The organism is Vibrio sp. DNB22_10_4 (assembly GCF_052879755.1).
This window is the reverse complement of record NZ_JBNNXW010000001.1, coordinates 692,048-715,379: the sequence shown is the minus strand read 5'-3', so window position 1 is coordinate 715,379 and position 23,332 is coordinate 692,048. Positions and strand designations below refer to the sequence as shown.

The following is a 23,332-nucleotide window of genomic DNA, read 5'->3' as shown; positions in this document are numbered from 1 at the left end:
TAAAGACGATTTTATCTTTGGTCAAAGAAAGAGAATCAAGCCACCTTGATCGCGCTTGAAGTTGGCAATGGAATTGAACTCAACCCCCAGCTAGAACGTGAGGTTCCTGCGGGTAGCAAGTTGATTTATATTGCGGATGAGCGAATTGAATCGTTTGATTGCAAGGTATTAAACAAGGGCAGCTAAACCAATAGGGGCTCGTAAGCCCCTGTTGAATATTGTTCAAAAAAGTTATTTTGCTACGTTACCTGCAACGTTTAGCGCATCCCATGTACGCGAAAATGGAGGTGCGTAGCAGAAGTCCAAGTAGCCGAGTTGCTGTGTGGTCATCTTCGCAGTGATGGCAACAGCGAGTGCGTTGATTCGCCCTACTGCGCCCTTCTTACCAACGATTTCGCCACCAAGCAGTACATTGGTTTCTGGGTGGTATACCAACTTAACTTTAATGTCTTCTTGACCAGGGTAGTAGTCGGTTTGATTCTTATCTGAAATAGTTGATGCCTTCACTTCCAAACCGTGTTCTTTAGCAAGCAGTTCCGATACGCCTGTGCATGCCAGTTCGTAATCCAACACTTTCAAGCAAGACGAGCCTAAGAAACCACTCATGTAAGTGTCTTTGCCTGCAAGTTTGTCAGCCATCATGCGCGCTTGCTTGTTAGCTGTGGTTGCAAGAGGGGTATACACTGATTTGCCTAGCGCCATATGGTGAACCACTGCACAGTCGCCGACAGCGTAAATGTGTGCATCTTCTGTTGCGCCAAACTCATCGACTAGCAATGCGCCGTTCGCTGCTTTTGGTAACTCGAACGCTTCTGTGTTCGGTTTGAAGCCAAGTGACATGATCACAACGTCTGCTCCAACATTGCCATTGTCGGTTTCTACGATGTAGCCGCCCTGCTCCGCGTCACGAATGGCTGATACGCTGCAACCAGTTTTAAGCTCAGCGCCAGATTCACGAATCGCGCCTTCTACCATTTCAATCATTTCAGGGCTAAACTGACGACTCATCACATGTTGTTCACGCTCAATGATGGTGACGTGCTTACCTAGTATGTGTGCGGCATCGAACACTTCTAGGCCGATAAAACCACCGCCGATTACGCAAATGCGTTGTTTGCTGCTGTCCTTAAGCGCTTCTTTTACTGCCAGGCCATCTTCCATGCTGGTTAGCGTGTATACGTGCTCTGGGTTGAACTCGCCAAACGAGGGCACGATTGGGCGTGCGCCTGTGGCAATCACCAACTTATCGTAATCGATGGTGCTTTCTTCACCTTGATGACGAACTTTAATCTGCTTTTCTGTGCGGTCTAGTGCCTCCATTTCAGTTTCAATGCGCACGTCTAAACCAGATTTAATCGCTTGATCTGGCGTACGAGAAATCATGCGCTCAGTGTCATCAAACATGCCACCAGCAAAATAAGGTAAACCACACGCCCCGAACGAGATGTAATCGCGCTTATCCAGCACAATCACTTCATCTGATGGCTGATTACGTTTGTATTTCGCTGCGAAACTCATACCTGCAGCGCTACCGCCTATGACAACAACTTTCATATTTATTACCTAAATAACCTGAACTCAGGAAAAACGGAGAGCACCCGTATTGGGTGCTCTTTATTATGTTTGGAAATTACACTGCTGCTTCTTTTGTTACTGTTGCAGTAACGTCAGCATTATATTGCTCATTGTTTAATGAGCCATTCTTCTTCGCGGTTAGTACACCTGACAACATTGAGCCAGAGATGTTGAGCGCGGTACGAGCCATGTCGATAAGCGCTTCGATAGAAACCAGAATCGCCACAACCGTAATGTCTAAACCCATGATGGTTAGTACTGCTACTGCCGCAAACGTTGCACCGCCGCCAACACCTGCGATACCGAATGAAGCAATCGCGATTACCGCAATTAGTTGCATGATGAAGCCTAGGTCAACTGACATGCCCATTACTTGAGCCGCCATGATAGCTAGCATTGCTGGGTAGATGCCCGCACAACCGTTCTGACCGATACTGGTACCGAATGTTGCTGACATGTTTGCTGTTTCTTCGTCCACACCTAGACGTTGAGTTTGAGTTTCAACGTTTAGTGGGATTGCCGCCATGCTTGAGCGAGAACCGAAGCCAAATACGAGCACTGGCCAGATTTTCTTCATGAACTTAGCAGGAGACAGACCAAACATAGACACCATCACGAAGTGGATAGCAAACATCACACCGATTGCCACATAGCTTGCTAGTAGGAAGCGACCCATTTCCGCTAGTGCGAACAAATCGTTTGTCATCATGAACGTGGTCATCAGAGCGAATACACCGTAAGGCGTCAGCTTCAGAATCTCACGTACCATTGAAAGTACTACTTCTTTTGCAGAGTTGATGAAATCAACGAAGTTTTGCACTTTCTCAGGCTTACGGTTTTTCACTTGCAGGATACAGTAGCCAAGGAACATACCGAACAATACAGTTGATAGTGTCGAAGTACGTTGGGAACCCGTTAGCATGTCAAAGATGTTGGTTGGGATGATAGACAAAGCCATACCTGACAGACCGCTGCTCGCCATCGCATCTTGTGTTGCAATCAGAGAGTCACCACGAGCCTCAATAGCGCTGTTAGTGCCGATAGTGCTGACTAGTGCGTTAGCATCGATACCGAATAGGTAAATACTTGCGATGCCCACTGCCGCTGAGATTGCACAAGTGAAAAGTAGGATACCGATGATTTTTGGTGCAATACGCGATAGCGCACCGCCGCCTTCTACGTTCATGATCGAAGAGATCATCGCCACAAATACTAGTGGGATTACGATCATTTGTAGAAGCTTGATGTAGCCTTTACCGAATACAGAAATCAGTTCAGCAAAACCTGCCGTTGCAACGTTGCCTACACCGAATACGAGCTGAATAGCACCGCCGAATAACAAACCAGCAGCAAGCGCACTCAGTACGCGGAAGTTAAAGCTTTTCTTTTGTTTTTTGAAGTTCGCAAGTAATGCGTAGAACCCAAAGAACAGGATGCTCAATCCAATAAATGAAACGCTCATGAGAATCTCCTATTGATACCCATTTATGTCCGAAAATCGGTTATTTTTTGTATGCAATGGCTTCAACTTCAACCAATGCGTCTTTTGGTAGTCTTGCTGCTTCAACGCAAGAGCGAGCTGGTGCGTTTTCTGTACCAAATACCTCTGTGTACACTTCGTTAAATGCTGCGAAGTTTTCCATGTCTGATAGGAAGCATGTCGTCTTCAATACTGTGTCTAGGCCCGCACCGCTTGCTTCTAGAACCGCTTTTAAGTTCTCTAGTGACTGACGAGCTTGCTCTTTGATGCCGCCTTCAACAAACTGCATGTTTTCTGGAACCAGTGGTAGCTGGCCTGATGTGTAAACCATGTCGCCGTAAGACGTTCCTTGAGAGTAAGGACCGATAGCGGCAGGTGCTTGTTCAGTGGCAATGATCTGTTTCACGATGTAACTCCTAAGTTATTAGTTTTATTCTGATTTAAATTCACGGATAAACTTGTAAACCGCCTGACGGCTGATCCCAAGTTGCTCTGATACTTGCGTGGTCGTCTCTTTTAGCTCAAATACGCCGTTATCAAACAAACAACGGATAATGGCTTTGTTACGACCTTTAGCGGAAACCGTCTCGTCTTGATCCACCTCTTGCATAGCAGTGCTCAGTGCCTGCTTAATCACGTCGTTCGCGTTATTGCTGAAGGTTTCACTGACTAAGGTTTGCGATACGTGAAACTGTGGCATCAGCGTCTTGACGATTTCTGGGAATGGGAAAGATAAGTTCATGTTGATGCACAGCATGCCAATTGGCTTTTGCTCTGGGCCAGCCAAAATGCACGTAGTCGATTTCAGTAGCGAGCCATCGGCAGCATTGGTGAAATAACTCTTCGGAGAGACCTCGCCCGTTTTCTCGAATGTGCTCCACATACGTAAGCCCAAATCGGTGATTGGTGAGCCAATTTCACGCCCAGTATGATGACCATTCACGATCTTCACGACTGAATTTTCTAAGCTTTCAAATGAATGAATAACGACTTCGCAATACGGTCCTATCAAGTCGGCGATCGTATCTGCCAAGCGAAAATAGTTGCTTAAGTATTCTCTGTCTTCGTCGGTGAATCGAACTTGCTTTACACTCATCATTTCGGTTTACATTTTTGAACTCAATGACTGCAAACTACTCCTTTCGGGTGAATTCAGCAATACAGAGTAAACTTCTGTAAACCTAAGAAACGTGCTTAAAACACCAACAATTTACGAAGAATTGATCGAAATCACGCACAATAGTTGAACAAGATCACCAAAAACATATGAGTTAGGTTTAATTTCTTAAACCACATCAAAGTTTAAATATTTAAAATCAAAGATTGCGTTTTTGACCACTTTAATGATCTAGAACAAATTCCCAAGTTTGCTAAAAGTTAAATCCTTGTACTTGAAGAAAAGGATTATTAAGAGAGTGTTTTTTGTAGGTAACGTGACGCTCGCTGTACGCACCACAAATCTAGAGGCTAACAATGGATAAATCATTAGCTGTGATTAGATTCCTGCCTGCGTACGAACGACGGCGGTATTGGCTATAGATACATGCGCGGTATCACCATTAAAACATACCCCTACTAAGCTCCCCCCACTTAGTGATAACATCCCCTCATCAGAATTACAGAGACACTCTATGTTTATCCATCGTGTAAACGACATCGACTGGCTGGTGATTACCGCCTTTGAAGAATTCAAAACCATGTTTATCGAAGATGCCGGTACTATCCCTTCTTGCTTCTCTACAACCAGCGAATTGAGCCTGATTGATCAAGCTAAGCGCACCTATGGGTATCTACCCTCACTCGACGGCGTAGTGACGGATACCGGCACGTTTCAGAGACCAAAAAACGAAGAAGATTTGAACCCACAGCTTGCGTGTTTGGTGGAAGGGCGTGGTCGTGTGTTTATCTATCACGGCGGCTTTGTGGCGTTTGTGGATGACGAGAAAACCTTTATTACTCGTTTAGATTGATAAAGCTTCAACGCGTTTTGGAAGTTAATTTTGTCACAATCTTCACTTCTCTTCGATTGCCACTGAGGTGCTTCACCGCTATGCTTTCTCGCACATTAGATGTTGAGAATGGAAACCATGCAAAATAGCTTTCTATACCCTATCGGTACTCCGGGGAAAAAATGGACAGATAGCGAAGTCCAACAGTGGCGTGAAAACACGTCGGTAAAGCGTCTTTATAGTGAAGATGTCCTTCCTAAAATCGACGCACTGCGTGAGAGCTTAGACGTGGTGCAGTACGGCGCTCTTTCTTACGACGAAGCTCGCTTCCCGCTGTTTGCGCTTAAAACGCGCACTTGGGATGCAACAAAGCCAACTATCCTAGTGACGGGTGGTGTACATGGTTATGAGACGTCTGGTGTTCATGGTGCGCTTCAGTTTGCTAAGAACAACCTTCACGATTACGAAGATGCATTCAATATCGTTGTCGCACCTTGTGTTAGCCCTTGGGGTTATGAAACCATCAACCGCTGGAATCCTAACGCAGTAGATCCAAACCGCTCGTTCTATCAAGATTCTCCAGCGGAAGAGTCAGCCAATCTCATGGCGTTTGTGGCGTCGCTAGACACCGATATTTGGGCTCATATTGATCTGCATGAAACGACGGATACAGATGAGAGTGAGTTCCGCCCTGCTCTTGCTGCACGTGATGGCCTTGAATACATTGAAGACAATGTACCAGACGGTTTTTATCTCGTAGGTAACACTGAAAAGCCAGCAGAGGCATTTCAAAAACACGTGATTGGATTTGTTGAAAAAGTAACGCACATCGCGCCGCCGGATGACAACGGCAAAATCATCGGCTCTGAAGTGGTGCAGCATGGCGTCATCAATTACCCGTTGAAAAAGCTTAGCCTCTGTACTGGCATGACGGATTGTGAGTACTCAACGACGACGGAAGTATATCCAGATAGCCCGAAGGTGACTGAACAAGAGTGTAATGACGCTCAAGTCGCTGCGGTCGTGGGGGCACTCGATTTCCTACAAACGTCGATGTAACACGATACTTCAAAACCCAAGCCTAACGCTTGGGTTTTCTAAATGTACACGAATAAAAATCCACATTTGTAAAACCTGCAACAAAAATCCATCAAAGTCTCGGTTAATTATTCTCTCGCGTAACAAATCACGCTAGGCTATGTAACGGCAAATAAAAATCATAATTACAAGGAAGTCGCTCATCTATGACTTATCGTCGCCTATTAGGACTCGTTACGGCGCTGACATGCTCCCTCAATGCCACTTTGGCGCAAGCAGCCGTGCCAACGAGCGTAAAATCACGAATTGACCGTCAAGAGACTCCCGATGGAGTCCGTGAATCTATGGTCTTACCTTACCTGTTTAGCACCGAAACCATGGGCTTGAACGTGGGTGTCGGCGGAATGATTAAAGGCATTCACCAAGACCAAATGACCATTGGTGGCACCGTGTTTGGTGGTGATACTAGCCACGCTATCGCTGGCGGCGTCTGGAACTATATGATTCCTGGCACAGAGCGTGTATTTTTAAGTGCCTATGGCATGTTTGGCTATTACCCTCAACAAAGAGCATATACTACTGGCCCCGAATCCTATCCACCTGGATCACCTCTTCCGGGAAGCAACGGCTCTTCAAACCAACAGTTTTTCCAAGCTGACGGCGCATCCAACTGGTTTGATATCAAAATGGAGTATGTACTGCCAATTGGCGCAACCCGAAATGACGGTCGTGTGAACTACGAAATACGCAATGGCTTGTTGGTTTCTGAGCCTTCTGGCGGCAAAGAGTGGAATCCGATGGAAAGTGGCTCGACCATCTTCGTCACTCGCCAGTTTAACCGCTATCAATCTTTCGAGTTTAGCCCTAGCACGCTTGATGGCACGATTCATGCCATGGAGTTTGGTCTTCTCTATGACAATACGGACTTTGCACCAAACCCGTCATACGGTAGCCGTCAATACGTAGCGACCTCTCATGACTGGGGCTGGTTTGAATCTAAGCAGCAATGGTCATTTCACGAGCTCGATATGAGCAAGTATTTTTCGCTCGGAAAGTCAGACTGGGCATCACAGCGTATCATCGCACTCAACTTCTGGACCGGTCTTTCTCCAACTTGGGAAGTAAATACCGATCAACAAGGAAATCGAGTGGTTAACGGTAATCCACCATACAATGAGGGCGCAACGTTAGGCGGCTTCACTCGATTACGTGGCTACGATAACAACCGTTTCCATGATAAAGCCGTGTTATACGGCGCGGCGGAGTATCGCTACACCTTAGCTTACAACCCTCTTAAAGAAGTTTCGTGGCTCAATTTCTTACGCGTCGACTGGATTCAGCTTGTTGGCTTTGTAGAAGTCGGTCGAGTGGGCTCTGCCTATACCGCCAATGAACTCCTGACCGACCTAAAGTACGATGCCGGCGGCTCAGTACGAGCATTAATGGCTGGCTTGGTTGTGCGTGCTGATTTGGCCAAATCTCCAGAGAGTACCAACTTCTGGATCATGGTTGATCATCCTTTTTAGAGCACATTCTCTCGCACTATGACTCAAAGACCTCGAACATCGAGGTCTTTTTCTATTTCCTGGCAGCCTTACGAGTCGACAAGCTTCACATCCTCAGTCACTTTTAAAAAATCGACTATTTCTATAAAACCAGCGCTAGTTTGCCGATTGCGACCACTGATAATCTGAGTTCAGAAGATATAGTAAGACCTACTCATAGGTTTGAAATTGATAATTTTTGAAAGTTAAACGAGGTAGAACATGTCTAACGCATTCTATATTCCATCTTTGAACCTAATGGGTGCTGGTTGCCTAGCTGACGCAGTGAAAACGATTGAAAGCCACGGTTTTCAAAAGGCATTAATTGTGACGGACGGCGTTCTAAACAAAATTGGTGCAGTGAATAAGCTGACAACGCTATTGGATGAAGCACAAGTTGCTGCTGTGGTTTATGACGAAACTAAGCCAAACCCAACTATCGAGAACGTAAACGATGGTCTTGCTCTACTGAAAGAGCACGGCTGTGATTGTGTTATCTCTTTCGGTGGCGGTTCACCGCACGACTGTGCAAAGGGTATTGCGCTACTCGCAACAAACGGCGGCGAAATCAAAGACTACGAAGGTGTGGACGTATCTAAAAAACCTCAATTGCCTCTAATTGCTATTAACACGACGGCTGGTACAGCATCAGAGATGACTCGCTTCTGCATAATCACTGATGAAGCTCGTCACATTAAGATGGCTATCGTAGACAAAAACGTCACGCCAATTGTTTCTGTAAACGATCCTGAACTGATGCTAGCAAAACCAGCTTCACTCACGGCTGCAACGGGTATGGATGCGCTGACCCACGCTATCGAAGCTTATGTCTCTATCGCAGCAACACCGGTTACCGACGCATCAGCGATCAAAGCCATTGAGATGATTCAGGCCAATCTGCGTGAAGCGGTTGCAAACGGTGATAACCTAGAAGCACGTGACAACATGGCGTATGCACAGTTTATGGCGGGGATGGCGTTTAACAATGCGTCTCTTGGCTATGTTCATGCTATCGCACACCAATTGGGCGGCTTCTACGACCTGCCGCACGGCGTCTGTAACGCAGTACTGCTTCCACATGTTCAACAATACAACGCTCAAGTTGCCCCAGCGCGCCTAGCAGACGTTGCTCGTGCAATGGGTGTTGATACAACGGGTATGAGTGATGAGCAAGCCGCAGACGCGGGTTTGGACGCGATTCGTCAGCTATCTAAAGACGTAAACATTCCAGCAGGTTTAGAAGAGCTTGGCGTTAAGCGCGACGACTTCGACGTACTTGCTGAAAACGCACTGAAAGATGCATGCGGTTTCACTAACCCGAAACAAGCAACCCATGACGAGATTATTGGCATTCTAGACGCCGCTCTATAAGACCATTTAGAGCGCTAATTTCGAGTCATATCTCAGAACTGCAGGTAAAACGTTTGCCTGCAGTTTTGTTTTATAAATGGCGAGGGATTAACTAACACAGATCAATGTTGTGCTATTTTCTCCTGTCTATTATGGAATTCAACACCGTAATAGGAGCAAAGCACCACTCATGCACACGTTAAGCAACTTTAGTCGCATCGCAGAGCGAGAGTATGCCCTGAGCGCAGGTCAAATCAATTTGCTCTATTACGACCTCCCTAAAGACTTTCACGACGAATACCGTTCATACGAAGCCCCTCGCCTTTGCACCATCCTTGAGGGGGCTAAATCTGTAAAAGTGAATCAGTCAGAAGCGTTTAAATATCAGAGCGATGAGTTCGTATTGTTGCCACCAAATTCCAACATTCATATGAAGATGCCGGAATACACTAAGGCATTGGTATATGAGTTCACTGAACCACTGATTGAGAAAGTCGCGCAACGAGTGTCCGACTATTTGGAGTTCGACACCTCACAGTCATTCGATTTACAAGGTTTTATCGTCAACCCGATTGAGAAGCGAGTTAATGCGCTGCATGGGAGGATGCAAGAGATCCTTCGCGAACAAGAAACTGGAATGGACTTTTTGATTGACCTAACAGGCCAAGAGTTAGTGTTTGAGCTTCTTCGTAACAACGCCTGCCACAGCATTATCAATGGCAATCAATCACATCCAATCAAGCGCGCGATACGATTAATGAACTCTCAAGAGGGCATGCAATTGTCGCTGTCTCAGGTTGCAGAAGAAGTGGGATTATCGCTGTCGAGCTTCTCACAGAAGTTCAAGCTGATGACGGAACAAAACCCGAAGCAGTATTTAACTCAACTGCGTTTAAAGGCGGCAAAGCGCTATTTAACCTCGATGTCCGTCACCGATGTTGCCTACGAAACAGGTTATGACAATATCTCTCACTTTATTCGTTTGTTCAAAAACGAGTTTGGACAGACGCCTAAGCAATTTCAGCGCTCGATGATGACTCGGCTAAACTAAGCCATTAATAAAACAACGGCTCCCTAAGGAGCCGTAGTTTTATCTGATCCTTGCTTTGCTTCATCATCTTGGCGTCTAGCCTTTGAGCCGAGCCTGCGAAACTCAAACCATAACACCATCGATGCCGCTCCAATCAAATAAGCCATAATAAAACTGCGATCATCCATGACACACATCGAGACGATGTCTAGTGTGTCTTCCACGATCTCACCTCATTAAAAGTAGTAGTTAGCTTGTAGCCAACCTGTGGTGTCTTTTTTCAGGTATTTCGTTTCCGCAGTGTGTTCCACTTTAAAACCCACTGAAACGACATCGGAAACCATATAGCCACCACCGATTTCCACCTGAGGTACCCACTCTTTTGCTTGTTGGACGTAAGTTGATTTAGGATTGGCATACAGCCAGTGACCGGCATCAAAAGCGTACATACCATAGAGACCTGCTTGATATACCGTCGACTTAAACGTCTGTTTGCCTGCTTCATCCGCAGCGGTTCGACCAACAGAAAGCATAGGGAAAAGCATTACATTATCTGTAACCTGAAACTTATAGATCATGCCTGCTAATGCGGTTGCGCTATTGCGATCCCCTAGAACATCCACGCTAAAACCTAGTCCATCAGTAACATGGAAATAGCGTCCACGATAGTTATAGTCAAGTTTGCCCTCAGAGGTTTTCTTGTCCGCTATACCTAGATCAAGTTGGAAGATGTTGTTCCCCATCCCCAACATACCGTTGAGCTGAGTTGCATCACCTGAGCGAGATACACCAAGCGTTGAAAAAGAAGCCGTCGGATCGCCGTAGTTAATATCCTCACCCGCAGTTTCTGCAAGCGTCGAATTTGACGCGAATGCGCCTGCTGTCATCGCACACAACGCGACAGTGAATAGTGTTTTTTTCATGAAGTTACCTAATTAAACATAAGTCCCTTTAATTAGGTCGTCCGTGGATTGACTTCCCCCTGAGTAATGGCACCCTCAGGGCAAAGTTGCCCTTATTGGCAAGGAGTAAAGGTTGCAGTGCCAGAAACTTCTGCTTGTTCAACCAAGTCGGCGCAGGAGACTTGAGGAATGGTTGCTAAATCGTTCAGATCGATACGAATTTCACTATACGTATCAAAGTTACGCATCTTGAATGAGCCGTTCTCTAAGTTATAGGTGTACTGGATCCACGTGGCGTACGTTTCACCATTGGTAGGATCAATAATGTCTTGAGGTACCAAATTGCCCGCATCAAAAGTAGACTGCAGCTTGCCCTCAGTTTGTGCCCATGTTGCTGTATCAGAGAACTCTACATGTGCAGTGTTGTATAGACCTCGCAGCATACGCTCCGATGACGCAATTGAAGAGCCAATCTTGAAGCCGTTCTCGACTACCGTCATATCACCAATCTTTTCGGCATTTTGGTCGTGATACTGTTGCAAAGGTGCATTCGCCATCACACGCAGCTTATCGTTCACTGACCCGTGATATACCACCATTTCGCCGCCTTGATTCAATTCAAACAAGGCAATATCACCCGACTTATCTTGCACAGAAATATGCAAACCGTGTTGAGTACCATGAATGCCATCCGCCCAAGCAAACTGGAACTCATTCGCCTCAAATGCCGCCACAGCGTCAGCAACCGTCTTAAAGTTCTGAGCCATAAACGCCGCAGCGTCACCCCAGTTCACAGCGGGCGCACCCGTGTCTTTATAGTCTTTGATGAAAGCTTGTGAATCATACATATAGAGAGTAGACGCTGACAGACCTTCACTGTTGATTGCTTCACCTGAGGTATCGACAAATACTTCGCGCTCTTCCAGGTTCAGCGTTGGGTACTTCACAGTCCACGACGCTGCCTTTTGGTAAGAAGGTACGTCTTTGGTCTCAACCTTCGTTCCTTTCGGTGTCACAATCGCCACCGTTCCTAATTTCTCACCCCAATCTAGGGTGCGAACTTGGGACACGCCATAAGGTGTATCTAGCGTAATTCTCGAACAAGCGCTTGCTGTGCTCACCAAAGCCGAACTTGCTACGGCAGCAATACCTAGCGCAATCACTGTTTTTTTCATTGTCAGTCACCTTTGTTAACCAAACTCCAGACATCAAACGATAAGATGTCCTCGCTTTTCTGGTAGGGACTTTATGAATTAGTGCTGACTTACTCAAAGCAGTAACTATTTGCAAATCGAATACATGGACAACTTTGACTTAAAGAAATTATTTACAATACATTGATAAATAAAGAGTTAAATTTTAATAACTCACTAAGTAAGCAAGGTATTTTGATAGGTATTATCTGGAATTAAGTTGGTATCGGCTCGGGAGTTAGAACCCACCGAGCCTATCAAGAAGAGAATTAGCTGCGCTCAGCAGCAGGTTGTTTTAGCGGGAAGTAAAGCCTTTTCACCTTACGGAACACCCCACCAATGTCTTCCAAAATCACATACAAGCATGGCACGGCAATCAAGGTCACTACCGTGGCGTACATAACCGCAAACCCTAGCGCGACGGCCATAGGTTTGACGAATGCAGCTTGCAAACTGGTCTCAAACATAATTGGCAGAACACCAAAGAAGGTTGTGATTGACGTGAGGGTGATCGCCCTAAACCTGGCACATCCGGCCTCAACAACTGCGGTTTTGGCGCAATCGCAGCGAGCTTTGATTTGGTTGACGTAATCGGTCATCACCAACGAGTCGTTGATCACTACCCCCGCTGCCGCGATAAGGCCGAACGTCGACATCATCGACATGTCCAAACCGTAGAAATAGTGCCCCCAAATCGCCCCGGTCAGGCTAAATGGGATAACCGACATGATGATCAGCGGTTGAGCATAACTTTTGAGCGGCACCGCAAGCAGGATATAAACCGTAATCATACCCGCAACAAAGAATACAATTTGTTCCGCCGATTGCTTTTGCTGCTCTTCAATCGTACCGCCAAGCTCGGTAGTCACTTCTGGGAACATCGCCTTGAGCTCTGGCAGGACATTATCCTCGATGTTCTTCACCGCTTTATCTGGCTCGATAACCGTCTCGTCAATAGAACCGTAGATGTAAACCGTTCTAAAGCCATTTTCGCGTCGGATTTGGTTGATGCCCGGTTTACTCTCAATTTCCACCACATCGCCGAGCATTACTTTCTTACCCGACGGTGTAGTGATCAACGCGTAGCGCAGTGAAGAAAAGGCTTCACGGGTCAGCTTAGGATAACGAACCATCACGCGAACTTCTTCTGTGTTTCTCAACACACGCTGTGCCTCACCACCATAAAAGCTACCACCAACCTGCGCCGCAACACTGGCTAGATCCAATCCAAGATCGTAGGCCACAGGTTTTAAAGAAAGCTGTACTTCTCGGCTGCCTGTATCCATTGATGAGCTGACATCAAACAGCCCAGTTTGCAATTGCAGCTTGGAAATGAGTTCTCTTCCTGCTTCATTAAGCACCTCCATATCGGGTCCATAAAGCAGATAACCAAACTCATCACCGTCATCACCACCAGCCACATTGTCATTAATCACAATGGACTTTAGTCCAACGATGGTCGGCAGCTTTTCACGCCAGCGGCGAGAGAGCTCGAACGCATCAACAGGACGTACTTCCTCATCCACTAGCGGTAAGATGAGCATGCCTTCAGTTCGACTGGTATTAATGGTCATCATGTCGCGAATGACCGGCATGCCAAATTCATCTTGGATGTCGTTATCAACCGCTTTAACCACTTTCTCCAGAGTCAGCAACGCATCAATAGTTTGCTCATCTGAAGCATTACTGTTCATTTCAATTCTGATCATAGGGAAATCAGACGGTACTTTCGGGCTTGGAATCATTCTCACATGCCCTGACGTCACCATGGCTGCGCTCACTACCAAGATGGCAATGAATCCCGCCATAACCGACCAGCGCCATTCCACACATTGGCTCACTGTACGCTTGTAGGGTCCGTGGACGAACTTAAAGAAAGCGCGGTTAAACCGAGCTCGGTAGCTATTCTCTTTCACTGGTGTGAATCTAGTGTGTGCCAAGTGAGCAGGCAGAATTAGCTTTGATTCAATCAAACTAAAGATGAGACAGAAGATAACGACTATCGACAAGCCATAGAAAAACGCTTTCTCGGGGCCGGTAGAGAATAGAAACGGCACGAACACCGCGATGGTAGTTAAAACACCAAAGGTAGCAGGTGTCGCAACTCGCTGAGCACCGCGCACCACGTTAGTGACCCCGCCACCGTTCTTCTCCACCTCAGTGTAGACACTCTCTCCTATCACGATAGCATCATCGACCACGATACCAAGCACCATAATAAAGGCGAACAGAGTAATGATATTGATACTAACGCCAAACAGCGGCATCAACATCACAGCACCTAAGAAACAGACCGGTAGCCCGACCATTACCCACATTGCTAGGCGAAAACGTAAGAATATAGTGAGCAATACCGCGACCAAAACCGCACCTTGCATCAAATTCTTGAGCATCATGTCAAGACGAGCGTTGAGGTAATAGGTCATGTCCATCAAGGTATGGATTTGGATCCCATGCGGCAAAGTTTGGTTGCGAGCTTCTATGTAGCGCTGAACCGTTTCTGCTACCGGTACCATGTTCTGAGTTTTGGTGGCTTTTACCGTGAGATAAATACCATTCTCACCCGAGAACTTAAAGTAATGCTGTCCTTCGGTAAACTCATCTTTGATGGTGGCTATATCACCGAGCAACACTTTCGAGCCATTAGCACCGAGTTTGACAGGGATTTGGCGGAACTCATAGCCGTCGTAGTACTGGTTTTCAATACGAATAGAAACCAAGCCAGTGTTGGTTCGCACTTGCCCTGCTGAGAAATTGGCGGAGTATTTTTGAATCGCCGACACCACATCGTCCAGCGTGAGATCATAGGTACGAAGCTCATCAGGGTGAATCTCAATGCCGATTTCATCCGGCGGCGAACTAACTTCGACCAACGACACATCACTCAGTTGCAGTAACTCTTTCTCGACTTGTTTAGAAATGGTTTTGAGTTCGGTCAACGAGGTATTGCCCGACAGCACCATACCAATCACATCTTGCTTAAACTCTATTTGCGTGACTTTTATCGGCTCCATTGCCCTTGGAAAGCTGGCAATGGCATCAACCCGTTGTTTGACTCGGTCGAGTACTTCAGGGAGATCGGCTTTGGTATCAATTTCCAGCGTAACTTGACCACCACCACGATACGCATCCGTGACTGCTTTTTTAATTTCGGTGACATCCTTGAGTGACTCTTCCACTTTGATAAGGATGGTTTCCTCTATCTCCTGCGCCGATACTCCTGGGTAAGACGCGGTCACACGAATGTAGTTAATTTCAAAGTTGGGGAACATTTGACGCTGGATCAGAAAATAACTGACCGTACCCATAATGAGTACAAACGCCATCAACAAGTTGGCTGCCACCGAATTGTTGGCGAACAGAGCAATAATGCCGCGCTGGGTCGAGTTACTCACTGGCCTCTCCTTGCTGCGCCAACACATCGGCTTCGTCGTTGACCCGAATGACGGTCATACCAATCTGCGGAAACTCTGGTACTGTTAATACCAGCTCGTCACCATTCTCAATGCCTGAATCAATAAAGAAGTTAGCCTGCTCCTCACGCAGCACATGTACTGGCTTAGGAACCAGTTTATCTTCTGGATCCACGACCCACACTCGCTCATCAATAACAAGCTCTTGTGGCACTTGAAATAAGTTGTCCACTGTTCGACCATTAAACTGAACTTCAACATAAGAGCCAAATGGCAGTGGGGTCAGATTCGATTTAAGGCCATAAGGGTCATCAATACGAATCACCATGTTCACCATGCGCGTAGCACTGTCCACCACTCCCAAATCACGAACGATGTTACCTTCTCGAATGGCTTCAATACGACCTTTAGCAATGATTTCGGCACTGACGCCCACGATATCTTTCGGTAAGAATGGCGCGTCGAATCCAGCGATCGGCACCATGACTTCTGCATGCTCAATGTTATTGATTTCCGCCACTTGAGAGCCTGCGGTAATGTACTGACCTACACCGATATTGCGAGACACCACCAACGCATCGTATGGCGCTTCAACTTCGGTATTTTCAAGGTCGCGATTGGCACGACGCAGCCCTGCTTGTGCAGATTTAACCCGAGCTTCTGCACTTAATACTTGCGGGATACGAAGATAGAGGTCGGACACTTGGGTATCTTTGATTTTCTTGGCTTGGCGCTCAGCCACTTTTGCTTTTGCACGCTCTTCGATGAGGGTAGCTTGAGCCTGTGCAAGTTCTGCTTGAGCTTGCAGGACCGCGGCTTGATAGTCATCTTTCTCGATGGTGAACAGAACTTCACCGCGTTTAACCACCCCGCCTGAGAGGAAGTTATGGTGCCAGCTGGTCACTTCACCAGATACTTGGGTAGACAACGCTGTACGCTCTAAAGGTACAACTTCGCCAAAACTCGAAATCTGCACTTGATGAGTCTGCGCTTGCAAAATTTGGGTTTTGACACGAGGTGTGGTGTCGAGCGTTTTTTCTGTCTCAACTTCTGGTGCAGTCTTTTGAACTAAGAAGTAACCGCCACCCGCCACGCCTAAGATTGCGAAGGGGAGTATCCATTTAATACTGCGCTTGAACATAATGTCCCTTATGGTGTTCTTTAGTCAACGTACCTCAATAACTGTACGCTTGGGGTATATAACCATTGTACGCATATTAATTGATATAAACTGTAAGGTTTCATCATCTTTTTTGACTCAAATCGACTTCTTGCCAATACAGTTATTGACATGCAAAGTGTGACATTTCCTTTCTAACCCAAAACAACGTGCCAAAAACACAAAATCCCCGCGTTAAGCGAGGATCTTGTTTTGAAGCTAAAGAGCTTACTGGGCGATAAAACCGTCACATTTGGCTGCACAGATAAAATCGTTTTGATGCAACCCTTTGATAGAGTGACTCCACCATGTAACAGTGACTTTGCCCCACTCCAGCGTTATTGTCGGGTGATGAAACTCTTCTTCGGCAAGCTCCGCCACTTGGTTTGAAAACGCCCAAGCGAGCTTAAAGTTTTTAAACTTATAATGCTTCTCAAGTTGCGGGATACCATCTCGCTCTATAATTTGCCAATCAATTAGCTCTGTCAGTAACTGCTGTTGTTCATCCTTGCCCAGTGCAATTGCATCGCTGCTGCAAGCTTCGCAGCGTAGTTCATTAAGCATGTGTCATGTCCTTTGGTTCAAAAAGTGGAGGGAGTAAGCCAGATTCCATTGCTCGCGCGACGTCTTGGCTCAAGTCCTGTTGCTTTAGTTCATACAGCTGACGAACGTCGTCCAGCACAAAGTAGGTCGGCTGCATAATGTCGATTCGGTAAGGCGTTCTCAACACGTTATCGACATTAAAAGCTTGGCGCAGCGGCTTTTCATCATCGAGTGCATAAAGAGTCTCACCCGGAGATGACAAGATGCCGCCTCCGTAAATTTTTAAATCGCCGTTTTGCTCAACAAGACCAAACTCGACGGTAAACCAATACAATCTCGCCAGATAGACTCTTTGCTTGCCGCTCGCTTGATACCCAAGCTTTCCATAGTGCTGGGTAAATTCGGCAAAATCCGGGTCGGTCAACATGGCGCAGTGGCCGAAGATTTCGTGGAAGAAATCTGGCTCCTGAAGGTAGTCAAACTCTTCTCGAGAACGTAAAAACGTCGCCACAGGGAACTTGCGTGACGCTAACAGTTCAAAGAAACGATCAAAATCGATTAGGGCTGGAACAGGCTCAACTTGCCAACCAGTCTCACGCTGCAACACGCTGTTAATCTCAGTCAGCTGCGGTGCTCTATCCAGCGGTAAATCAAGCAGTTCAAGGCCGCGCAAATACTCTTTACACGCTCTGTCTTTAACTAAATCCAGTTGGCGTTCAACAAGATCATGCCAAATGCGGTTTTCTTCTTCGCTCCAATCAATTAATCCCTGCTCATTCACAGGGTTAGATACATACTGAGTCATGCCATTTCCTTTAACAAACCCTTTACATTAAGCCTATGTGTTTGGTTTTGACCTGACAATAACCACTCTAAACGACACTTGCACTTCGCGTGTAACATAAATTTTACATGTGTATGTTTTTAACATTAAATTCAATTAATTGAATTTAATCACTAAGTTTGACTAGCCCGCCAAAAGCAACAAAAATTAAACTCATAATAATATCAAGGATGAGTGTATCAATAATGTTAACAAAGCCTACTTCCTCTCAAGCCCTGTGGACACCTAACGCAACCCACGCTGCTCAAAGTCATATTCAGCGATTCATAGATGAACTCGTTGCAGACAAACCCGCCTTCAACATCTCTGACTATCAACAGTTGCATCAATGGACACTAGATAACCCGGAGCATTTTTGGCAACGAGTATGGGCGTTTTGCGGCGTTGTAGGCTCGAAACAAGGTCAAACGACAACGCTTGGAGAGGCGGTGTGGGGCGATGTGGTACCAGCAAGAGATACAATCTGGTTTCCCGAGGCGAAGCTGAACTACGCCGAGAACCTACTCGATTACGGAACTAAAAACCCTGAAAAGGTCGCCATCTTATTTCAGAACGAGCAAGGCCACGTTGAGCAATACACTTGGAAGCTGCTCCTTGAGCACGTGTCAATCATGCAGCAGTGGCTTCAAAGCATCAACGTAGCAGAAGGCGATGTCGTGGCTGGCTATCTCCCCCACTCTCCCTATGCCGTGATTGCTATGCTCGCAGCGACCAGTCTGGGGGCTATTTGGACATCGACCTCTCCAGACTTTGGCGCGGAAAGCGTTATTGAGCGCTTTGGACAAGTGAAACCCAAAGTGTTGTTTTGCGTCGACGGGTACCAATTTGGTGGTAAATCGTTCTCCATGGCAGATAAGAACAGCGCCATCTCAAACGCAATTGAATCTATTACCCATATTTGTATTGTGGGATACCAGCACCTCGGTCAGAGCGAACCCTCAGTAGCGACCTGTTCTCAAATCAATACCGACAATGCCATCAATGTCGAATGGGAATCCGTCATTAGTGACTTTCAAAGTGAACCTGTTCACTTTCATCGCGTTGCGTTTAACTCTCCTTTGTTCATCCTCTATTCGTCCGGAACAACGGGTAAGCCTAAGTGCATTGTTCATTCTGTTGGCGGCATTACCTTAAATCATCTTAAAGAACATCAGCTACATTGTGATGTACGAGCTGACGATCGGGTGTTCTATTACACCACTTGTGGTTGGATGATGTGGAACTGGCATGTTTCAGCGCTAGCAAGTGGGGCAAGCTTGGTTATTTATGATGGTAACCCTGTTTACCCAACGGAAAACGTACTTTGGGAATTGGCGAATCGCACGTCAGTAACCTTGTTTGGCACTGCAGCTAAGTATCTGGAAGCGTTAGAGAAAAGCGGCTTTATCCCTAGGAATAAGTTTGCACTTACCCACCTTAGAACGCTTTGTTCTACAGGTTCTGTTTTGTATCCAGAGCAATTTGATTATGTGTATCGAGCCATCAAATCGGAACTTCATTTAGCCTCAATTTCAGGCGGAACCGATATTTGCGGCTGCTTTGTGCTTGGCAATCCGATATCCCCTGTTTATCGCGGTGAATGCCAAGCCGCCGGTTTAGGTTTGGATGTGCAAGTCTTTAATACCGATGGCGAATCTGTCAAAGAACAGCGTGGTGAATTGGTTTGCCTTAACAGTTTCCCAAACCAGCCTGTTGGCTTTTGGAATGACGATGGTGAACGTTACCACAACGCCTACTGGGCTGACTTCGAGCAGTGCTGGAGTCATGGCGATGATGTCTTGATGACTTCACACGGTGGTATGCGCTTTTTTGGTCGCAGTGATGCGATATTGAATCCAGGAGGCGTGCGCATTGGCACCGCCGAGATCTACCAACAGGTCAATCAACTCGATGACATTATCGACTCTATTGCTGTAGGCAGAACGCATCTTAACGATGAAAAGATTGTCCTATTCGTGCAGCTTTCCCCTTCTGCCGTGCTTGATGATAATTTACAGCGTGCCATCAAACAGCAACTAAAAACGCACTGCTCACCCCGCCATGTACCATCAGAAATCTACGCCATCAGTGAGATCCCCAAAACCAAGTCAGGGAAACTGGTAGAGCTCGCGGTAAAACAAGTGCTACATGGCCAAGAAGTTAAGAATAAGGGGGCGATCGCTAACCCGCATGTCCTCGATGAGGTCGGGCAGTTCGCTCACACTATATAACTGCCAACGCTCTGATTAAACGACGCTTTACCGATATTCATTGCAGGTAGAGCGTCTTGTTCATCTACATGAACTGATTCTGAACTCTCCACTCATTCTTCATTCAGTGCCACTCCTTGATACTGGCTTCATCAACTGACCGCACCTATCTAACCAAGCGGCATTTATTGATGGAACCATTGAACGAAAGGAACAGAATGATGAAATCACTTAGCGTTGTTGTTATCACCCTAAATGAAGAAAAACGTATCGCTCGCTTGCTGAGCGATCTTAGCAGCCAAACTTATCAAGATTTTGAAGTCATCGTTGTCGATTCAAATAGCGATGACCTGACTTGTGAAGTGGCCAGTAAATATCAAGCTTCGTTACCGAGCCTAACCGTACATCAAATGTCTGAGCGTGGCGTGAGCTTAGGTCGCAACACCGGTGCGAAGCTAGCGAAACATGAACGCTTGTTATTTCTGGACGCTGATGTTCGTCTCGACAAAGATTTCCTCCAAAAGGCCATCGACAAACTCGAACAAGAGAAGCTTGAGGTCGCTGGTGTCTATATGGGTTCACGCAACTTAGCACCTGCTTACAAAGTTGGCTATGGCCTATTCAATGCTGGATTGTTTACCACGCAATTTTTCTTCCCAACCGCTGTTGGAGCATGCATTTTTTCAACCAAACGTGTTCACCAAGAGATCGGTGGGTTTGACGAAGAAATCGTGCTTTGTGAAGACTGCCACTACGTCAAAAAAGCGTCCAGAACCTGGCGTTTTCGATTTCTACCGATCAGCTTTCAGTTTGATCCGCGCCGCCTCGAGCAAGATGGTTTCTTCAAAATGGGTTTTACCTACCTAAAAGCCAATGTTCGCCGATTCCTATTTGGTGAAATGCGCAACAACGAAATGGAATACCAGTTTGGCCATTATCAAAAGCAGTAGGCCAAAAACAGTAAGACACATCAGTAATGCTAGAACAGCAAAGATAGGTAAGCACAGCACAATAGGTCGCTGGATATATAGTAGGTAGGGATTGGGTATGTTTGAAACATTGGGACTGTTTGTAGGTGCACTCCTCGACGCGTTGATTGGGCCAAACTTAGTGGTACCGGGTGAACCATTTATGATAGCGGCTGGATATCAGCTCTATTCGGGCGCATACATGGCTGTCGCTGCGGTACTACTCGGAGGCCTAATTGGCGACCAACTTAGCTTCTTTATCGGGCGTCATTACGGCTTCAATGCACAAAAATCCTTGCTCCGCTGGCAGCCTAAGATTCGCCGTCCTTTAGCGCGCTGTCGTCTTCTTATCAACCGAAATGCCTTTTGGGTTATCGCGTTTGCTCGCCTGCTTGGCCCTATCGCTTGGGTTGTGCCTTTTATGGCAGGAGCGAATCACATTCGTTGGAAAAAATTCTCTGCCTACGCATTCGTTGGATTAATACTCGGTGTAGGTCAATTTGTTACCTGGGGATATTTGCTTGCTGCTGGCGTTGACAATGTACCTATGCTGAATGAAGCCGCAACGTTTGTTTCTGAGCACAAGTACTCTTTGGGTCTGTCACTGGTATCGCTGGCGCTTCTCTATTTTGGCTTCAAAAAGCAATGGCGCTATTCATGGTTGAAGGCGTCTAGTTTGTTTCTTGGTGGTATGCTGGCGCTCAATTACTCACACTTTTTTTGGTGGAGTGATAACGAGGTCGTCCCTCTAGCGCATGCTGTCCCAACCGAAGTTACTTTATCGGAGCTTGATTATCGTGTGTACGCGGGTCAATCCACCGTTTATTCAGCGCAAGCAGTCAATGTGGTTTATTTGGGCGAATCCCCGAAAGACTTAATGGGTGAGTTAGGCTGGATTGAAAACAAGACGTTCTCACGAAGTGATATCGAGCTCAGTGATTATGTGCAGTTGCTGCAACAGAGTACACCACCCGTTTCGGATTTACTTTGGAATGGTCAGCCACAACATTTGGCGTTTCAACTGCCGGGAACCCTTACTCATCGCTCACACATTCGTTGGTGGCAGGCTGGGATCGATTCACAAACCCAACAAACTGTTTGGGTCGGTGCCCTAAGCTATGATGATGGTCTTACATTGACGCCGTATGGCGGCATTCTAACGCTCCTTCATTCAGTCTCACCGAATGTGGACATTGAGCGTGATCAGCTAAAAACCGATGTGTTTCGACTCAATGACCGTTGGAATGCCGAAAACATTCCCCTAGCGAGTGTTACCTCCAAAAACCGACAGCATGACTACTTTACCGACGGACAAGTATTGATCGTCTCAGAGCATGCATCGTATGTAAACAATCTACAACCCACTGAGAGTGTTGGTTTTATCTCGATGAGCTATGTTCCCTAGTCCCAACAATATCGTTAATCCAATCCTGTCACCCGCAGATTTGTATACAATCACAAAAGAGATTAATCAGCCGTGTCAAACATCGACGGCTGGTTAATTAGCATTTAGCAGTGTGACGGATTGTATCAACTAATTTCAGCCACATTGATGTTACAAAGCCGTATACCTTATATTCACTTTCAGCAAAGACATGCTCAGTTTTTGCAAAGTTCAGCCCAAATAATAAAGGTATAAAACTCAATGATCACTTTGGCCCGTTTCGCATCTACAAGCGATCCAAACCAACTGCGCAGCTCAACGCGCCCACAACCTGCAGCGCCACCTATCCAAGCTGCTTTGTCTCCTCAAACCTCTATGAAAGAGCCTGCTCTTTTACTTGCTCGCCAACCCTCTCCCACCCGCACTTTAAAGACACTTTCTTCACTTCGTGGAGGATTGGCATGATTGAAATACACTGGACTGTCGCTTTAGCGATGAGCTTTTGCAGCATGCTAGGCGTTCTTCAAATGTACGGTAGACGCATTGATTCATTCTTTAAACGCGTTGTCGATAACATGTTAAGAGTCGGAAAAGGCTCTATGAAAGCGTCAAGTTACTCGCAGCAGCGCACGGAAAGCGAGCTTTATCAGGTAGGACATCAAGAAAGAAAGTATGAGTTTGGCGATTACATCCGCCAGCAGAGCAAACGAAATGACAAATTGTAATTCTTAGCCATTCGATGCTAAAAAGCCCGTGACTCAATACGGAGAT

Annotated in this window: 20 protein-coding genes; 9 read left to right on the top strand and 11 right to left on the bottom strand. The window is 46.4% G+C overall.

Annotated features, from left to right (window positions below; genetic code table 11):
• Positions 1-231: 231 nt before the first annotated feature.
• The 4 genes from ACVA6Q_RS02975 to ACVA6Q_RS02960 form a co-directional block, all read right to left on the bottom strand.
• Positions 232-1,554 (bottom strand): CoA-disulfide reductase, encoded by a 1,323-nt coding sequence (locus tag ACVA6Q_RS02975; protein WP_446646463.1) that lies wholly within the window; start codon positions 1,552-1,554, stop codon positions 232-234.
• 76 nt (positions 1,555-1,630) lie between these two features.
• Positions 1,631-3,037, bottom strand: coding sequence for a cation:dicarboxylate symporter family transporter (locus ACVA6Q_RS02970; RefSeq protein WP_446646462.1), 1,407 nt, complete (start codon positions 3,035-3,037; stop codon positions 1,631-1,633).
• 40 nt (positions 3,038-3,077) lie between these two features.
• Positions 3,078-3,461: a RidA family protein gene (locus tag ACVA6Q_RS02965; RefSeq protein WP_446646461.1), complete on the bottom strand. Its 384-nt coding sequence runs from the start codon at positions 3,459-3,461 to the stop codon at positions 3,078-3,080.
• A gap of 24 nt (positions 3,462-3,485) precedes the next feature.
• Complete coding sequence (locus ACVA6Q_RS02960) at positions 3,486-4,154, bottom strand: helix-turn-helix transcriptional regulator (RefSeq protein ID WP_446646460.1); 669 nt, start codon at positions 4,152-4,154, stop codon at positions 3,486-3,488.
• A gap of 532 nt (positions 4,155-4,686) precedes the next feature.
• Here ACVA6Q_RS02960 and ACVA6Q_RS02955 point away from each other — a divergent pair.
• The 5 genes from ACVA6Q_RS02955 to ACVA6Q_RS02935 all read left to right on the top strand — a co-directional run bounded on the left by ACVA6Q_RS02955 (position 4,687) and on the right by ACVA6Q_RS02935 (position 9,987).
• The gene (locus tag ACVA6Q_RS02955) at positions 4,687-5,025 is read left to right on the top strand and encodes a cytosolic protein (protein WP_446646459.1); all 339 of its coding nucleotides are present in this window, start codon (positions 4,687-4,689) and stop codon (positions 5,023-5,025) included.
• A 117-nt stretch (positions 5,026-5,142) separates the two neighbouring features.
• Positions 5,143-6,063 carry a M14 family metallopeptidase gene (locus tag ACVA6Q_RS02950; protein ID WP_446647171.1) on the top strand — a complete coding sequence of 307 codons (921 nt, stop codon included), beginning with the start codon at positions 5,143-5,145 and terminating at the stop codon, positions 6,061-6,063.
• 185 nt (positions 6,064-6,248) lie between these two features.
• On the top strand, positions 6,249-7,568 hold the full coding sequence (locus tag ACVA6Q_RS02945; RefSeq protein WP_353499654.1) for a BamA/TamA family outer membrane protein: 1,320 nt from the start codon (positions 6,249-6,251) through the stop codon (positions 7,566-7,568).
• Between the two features lie 240 nt (positions 7,569-7,808).
• Positions 7,809-8,957: an L-threonine dehydrogenase gene (yiaY, locus tag ACVA6Q_RS02940; protein WP_446646458.1), complete on the top strand. Its 1,149-nt coding sequence runs from the start codon at positions 7,809-7,811 to the stop codon at positions 8,955-8,957.
• 169 nt (positions 8,958-9,126) lie between these two features.
• The gene (locus tag ACVA6Q_RS02935; protein ID WP_353499657.1) at positions 9,127-9,987 is read left to right on the top strand and encodes an AraC family transcriptional regulator; all 861 of its coding nucleotides are present in this window, start codon (positions 9,127-9,129) and stop codon (positions 9,985-9,987) included.
• A gap of 23 nt (positions 9,988-10,010) precedes the next feature.
• Here the strand turns inward: ACVA6Q_RS02935 and ACVA6Q_RS02930 are convergent, their stop codons facing one another.
• The 7 genes from ACVA6Q_RS02930 to phhA form a co-directional block, all read right to left on the bottom strand.
• Positions 10,011-10,190: a hypothetical protein gene (locus ACVA6Q_RS02930; protein WP_446646457.1), complete on the bottom strand. Its 180-nt coding sequence runs from the start codon at positions 10,188-10,190 to the stop codon at positions 10,011-10,013.
• A 12-nt stretch (positions 10,191-10,202) separates the two neighbouring features.
• Complete coding sequence (locus tag ACVA6Q_RS02925) at positions 10,203-10,889, bottom strand: hypothetical protein (RefSeq protein WP_446646456.1); 687 nt, start codon at positions 10,887-10,889, stop codon at positions 10,203-10,205.
• Positions 10,890-10,981: 92 nt separating this feature from the next.
• On the bottom strand, positions 10,982-12,043 hold the full coding sequence (locus tag ACVA6Q_RS02920; protein WP_446646455.1) for a linear amide C-N hydrolase: 1,062 nt from the start codon (positions 12,041-12,043) through the stop codon (positions 10,982-10,984).
• A gap of 287 nt (positions 12,044-12,330) precedes the next feature.
• The gene (locus ACVA6Q_RS02915; RefSeq protein ID WP_446646454.1) at positions 12,331-15,456 is read right to left on the bottom strand and encodes an efflux RND transporter permease subunit; all 3,126 of its coding nucleotides are present in this window, start codon (positions 15,454-15,456) and stop codon (positions 12,331-12,333) included.
• Positions 15,449-16,618, bottom strand: coding sequence for an efflux RND transporter periplasmic adaptor subunit (locus ACVA6Q_RS02910; RefSeq protein ID WP_446647170.1), 1,170 nt, complete (start codon positions 16,616-16,618; stop codon positions 15,449-15,451). The genes ACVA6Q_RS02915 and ACVA6Q_RS02910 overlap by 8 nt, the downstream gene beginning before the upstream one ends.
• Before the next feature lie 243 nt (positions 16,619-16,861).
• Positions 16,862-17,197 (bottom strand): 4a-hydroxytetrahydrobiopterin dehydratase, encoded by a 336-nt coding sequence (locus tag ACVA6Q_RS02905; RefSeq protein WP_446646453.1) that lies wholly within the window; start codon positions 17,195-17,197, stop codon positions 16,862-16,864.
• Entirely contained in the window at positions 17,190-17,981 is a 792-nt protein-coding gene (gene phhA / locus ACVA6Q_RS02900) for a phenylalanine 4-monooxygenase (RefSeq protein WP_446646452.1), read from the bottom strand. Before phhA ends, ACVA6Q_RS02905 begins: the two co-directional genes overlap by 8 nt.
• Positions 17,982-18,205: 224 nt before the next feature.
• Between phhA and ACVA6Q_RS02895 the strand changes: the two genes are divergently transcribed.
• The 4 genes from ACVA6Q_RS02895 to ACVA6Q_RS02880 all read left to right on the top strand — a co-directional run bounded on the left by ACVA6Q_RS02895 (position 18,206) and on the right by ACVA6Q_RS02880 (position 23,286).
• The gene (locus ACVA6Q_RS02895; protein ID WP_446646451.1) at positions 18,206-20,230 is read left to right on the top strand and encodes an acetoacetate--CoA ligase; all 2,025 of its coding nucleotides are present in this window, start codon (positions 18,206-18,208) and stop codon (positions 20,228-20,230) included.
• 200 nt (positions 20,231-20,430) lie between these two features.
• Entirely contained in the window at positions 20,431-21,159 is a 729-nt protein-coding gene (locus ACVA6Q_RS02890; RefSeq protein ID WP_446647169.1) for a glycosyltransferase family 2 protein, read from the top strand.
• Between the two features lie 97 nt (positions 21,160-21,256).
• Positions 21,257-22,582 (top strand): LssY C-terminal domain-containing protein, encoded by a 1,326-nt coding sequence (locus tag ACVA6Q_RS02885; RefSeq protein ID WP_446646450.1) that lies wholly within the window; start codon positions 21,257-21,259, stop codon positions 22,580-22,582.
• A gap of 440 nt (positions 22,583-23,022) precedes the next feature.
• The gene (locus tag ACVA6Q_RS02880; RefSeq protein ID WP_353499666.1) at positions 23,023-23,286 is read left to right on the top strand and encodes a hypothetical protein; all 264 of its coding nucleotides are present in this window, start codon (positions 23,023-23,025) and stop codon (positions 23,284-23,286) included.
• Positions 23,287-23,332: the final 46 nt, after the last annotated feature.

Bases quoted from the DNA above. Each gene is read 5' to 3' on its own strand.
- ACVA6Q_RS02895 (WP_446646451.1), top strand. From the start codon at position 18,206: ATGTTAACAAAGCCTACTTCCTCTCAAGCCCTGTGGACACCTAACGCA.
- ACVA6Q_RS02935 (WP_353499657.1), top strand. From the start codon at position 9,127: ATGCACACGTTAAGCAACTTTAGTCGCATCGCAGAGCGAGAGTATGCC.
- ACVA6Q_RS02890 (WP_446647169.1), top strand. From the start codon at position 20,431: ATGAAATCACTTAGCGTTGTTGTTATCACCCTAAATGAAGAAAAACGT.
- ACVA6Q_RS02945 (WP_353499654.1), top strand. From the start codon at position 6,249: ATGACTTATCGTCGCCTATTAGGACTCGTTACGGCGCTGACATGCTCC.
- ACVA6Q_RS02960 (WP_446646460.1), bottom strand. From the start codon at position 4,154: ATGATGAGTGTAAAGCAAGTTCGATTCACCGACGAAGACAGAGAATAC.
- ACVA6Q_RS02970 (WP_446646462.1), bottom strand. From the start codon at position 3,037: ATGAGCGTTTCATTTATTGGATTGAGCATCCTGTTCTTTGGGTTCTAC.
- ACVA6Q_RS02920 (WP_446646455.1), bottom strand. From the start codon at position 12,043: ATGAAAAAAACAGTGATTGCGCTAGGTATTGCTGCCGTAGCAAGTTCG.
- ACVA6Q_RS02885 (WP_446646450.1), top strand. From the start codon at position 21,257: ATGTTTGAAACATTGGGACTGTTTGTAGGTGCACTCCTCGACGCGTTG.
- yiaY (WP_446646458.1), top strand. From the start codon at position 7,809: ATGTCTAACGCATTCTATATTCCATCTTTGAACCTAATGGGTGCTGGT.
- ACVA6Q_RS02975 (WP_446646463.1), bottom strand. From the start codon at position 1,554: ATGAAAGTTGTTGTCATAGGCGGTAGCGCTGCAGGTATGAGTTTCGCA.
- ACVA6Q_RS02905 (WP_446646453.1), bottom strand. From the start codon at position 17,197: ATGCTTAATGAACTACGCTGCGAAGCTTGCAGCAGCGATGCAATTGCA.
- phhA (WP_446646452.1), bottom strand. From the start codon at position 17,981: ATGACTCAGTATGTATCTAACCCTGTGAATGAGCAGGGATTAATTGAT.
- ACVA6Q_RS02955 (WP_446646459.1), top strand. From the start codon at position 4,687: ATGTTTATCCATCGTGTAAACGACATCGACTGGCTGGTGATTACCGCC.
- ACVA6Q_RS02925 (WP_446646456.1), bottom strand. From the start codon at position 10,889: ATGAAAAAAACACTATTCACTGTCGCGTTGTGTGCGATGACAGCAGGC.
- ACVA6Q_RS02950 (WP_446647171.1), top strand. From the start codon at position 5,143: ATGCAAAATAGCTTTCTATACCCTATCGGTACTCCGGGGAAAAAATGG.
- ACVA6Q_RS02880 (WP_353499666.1), top strand. From the start codon at position 23,023: ATGATTGAAATACACTGGACTGTCGCTTTAGCGATGAGCTTTTGCAGC.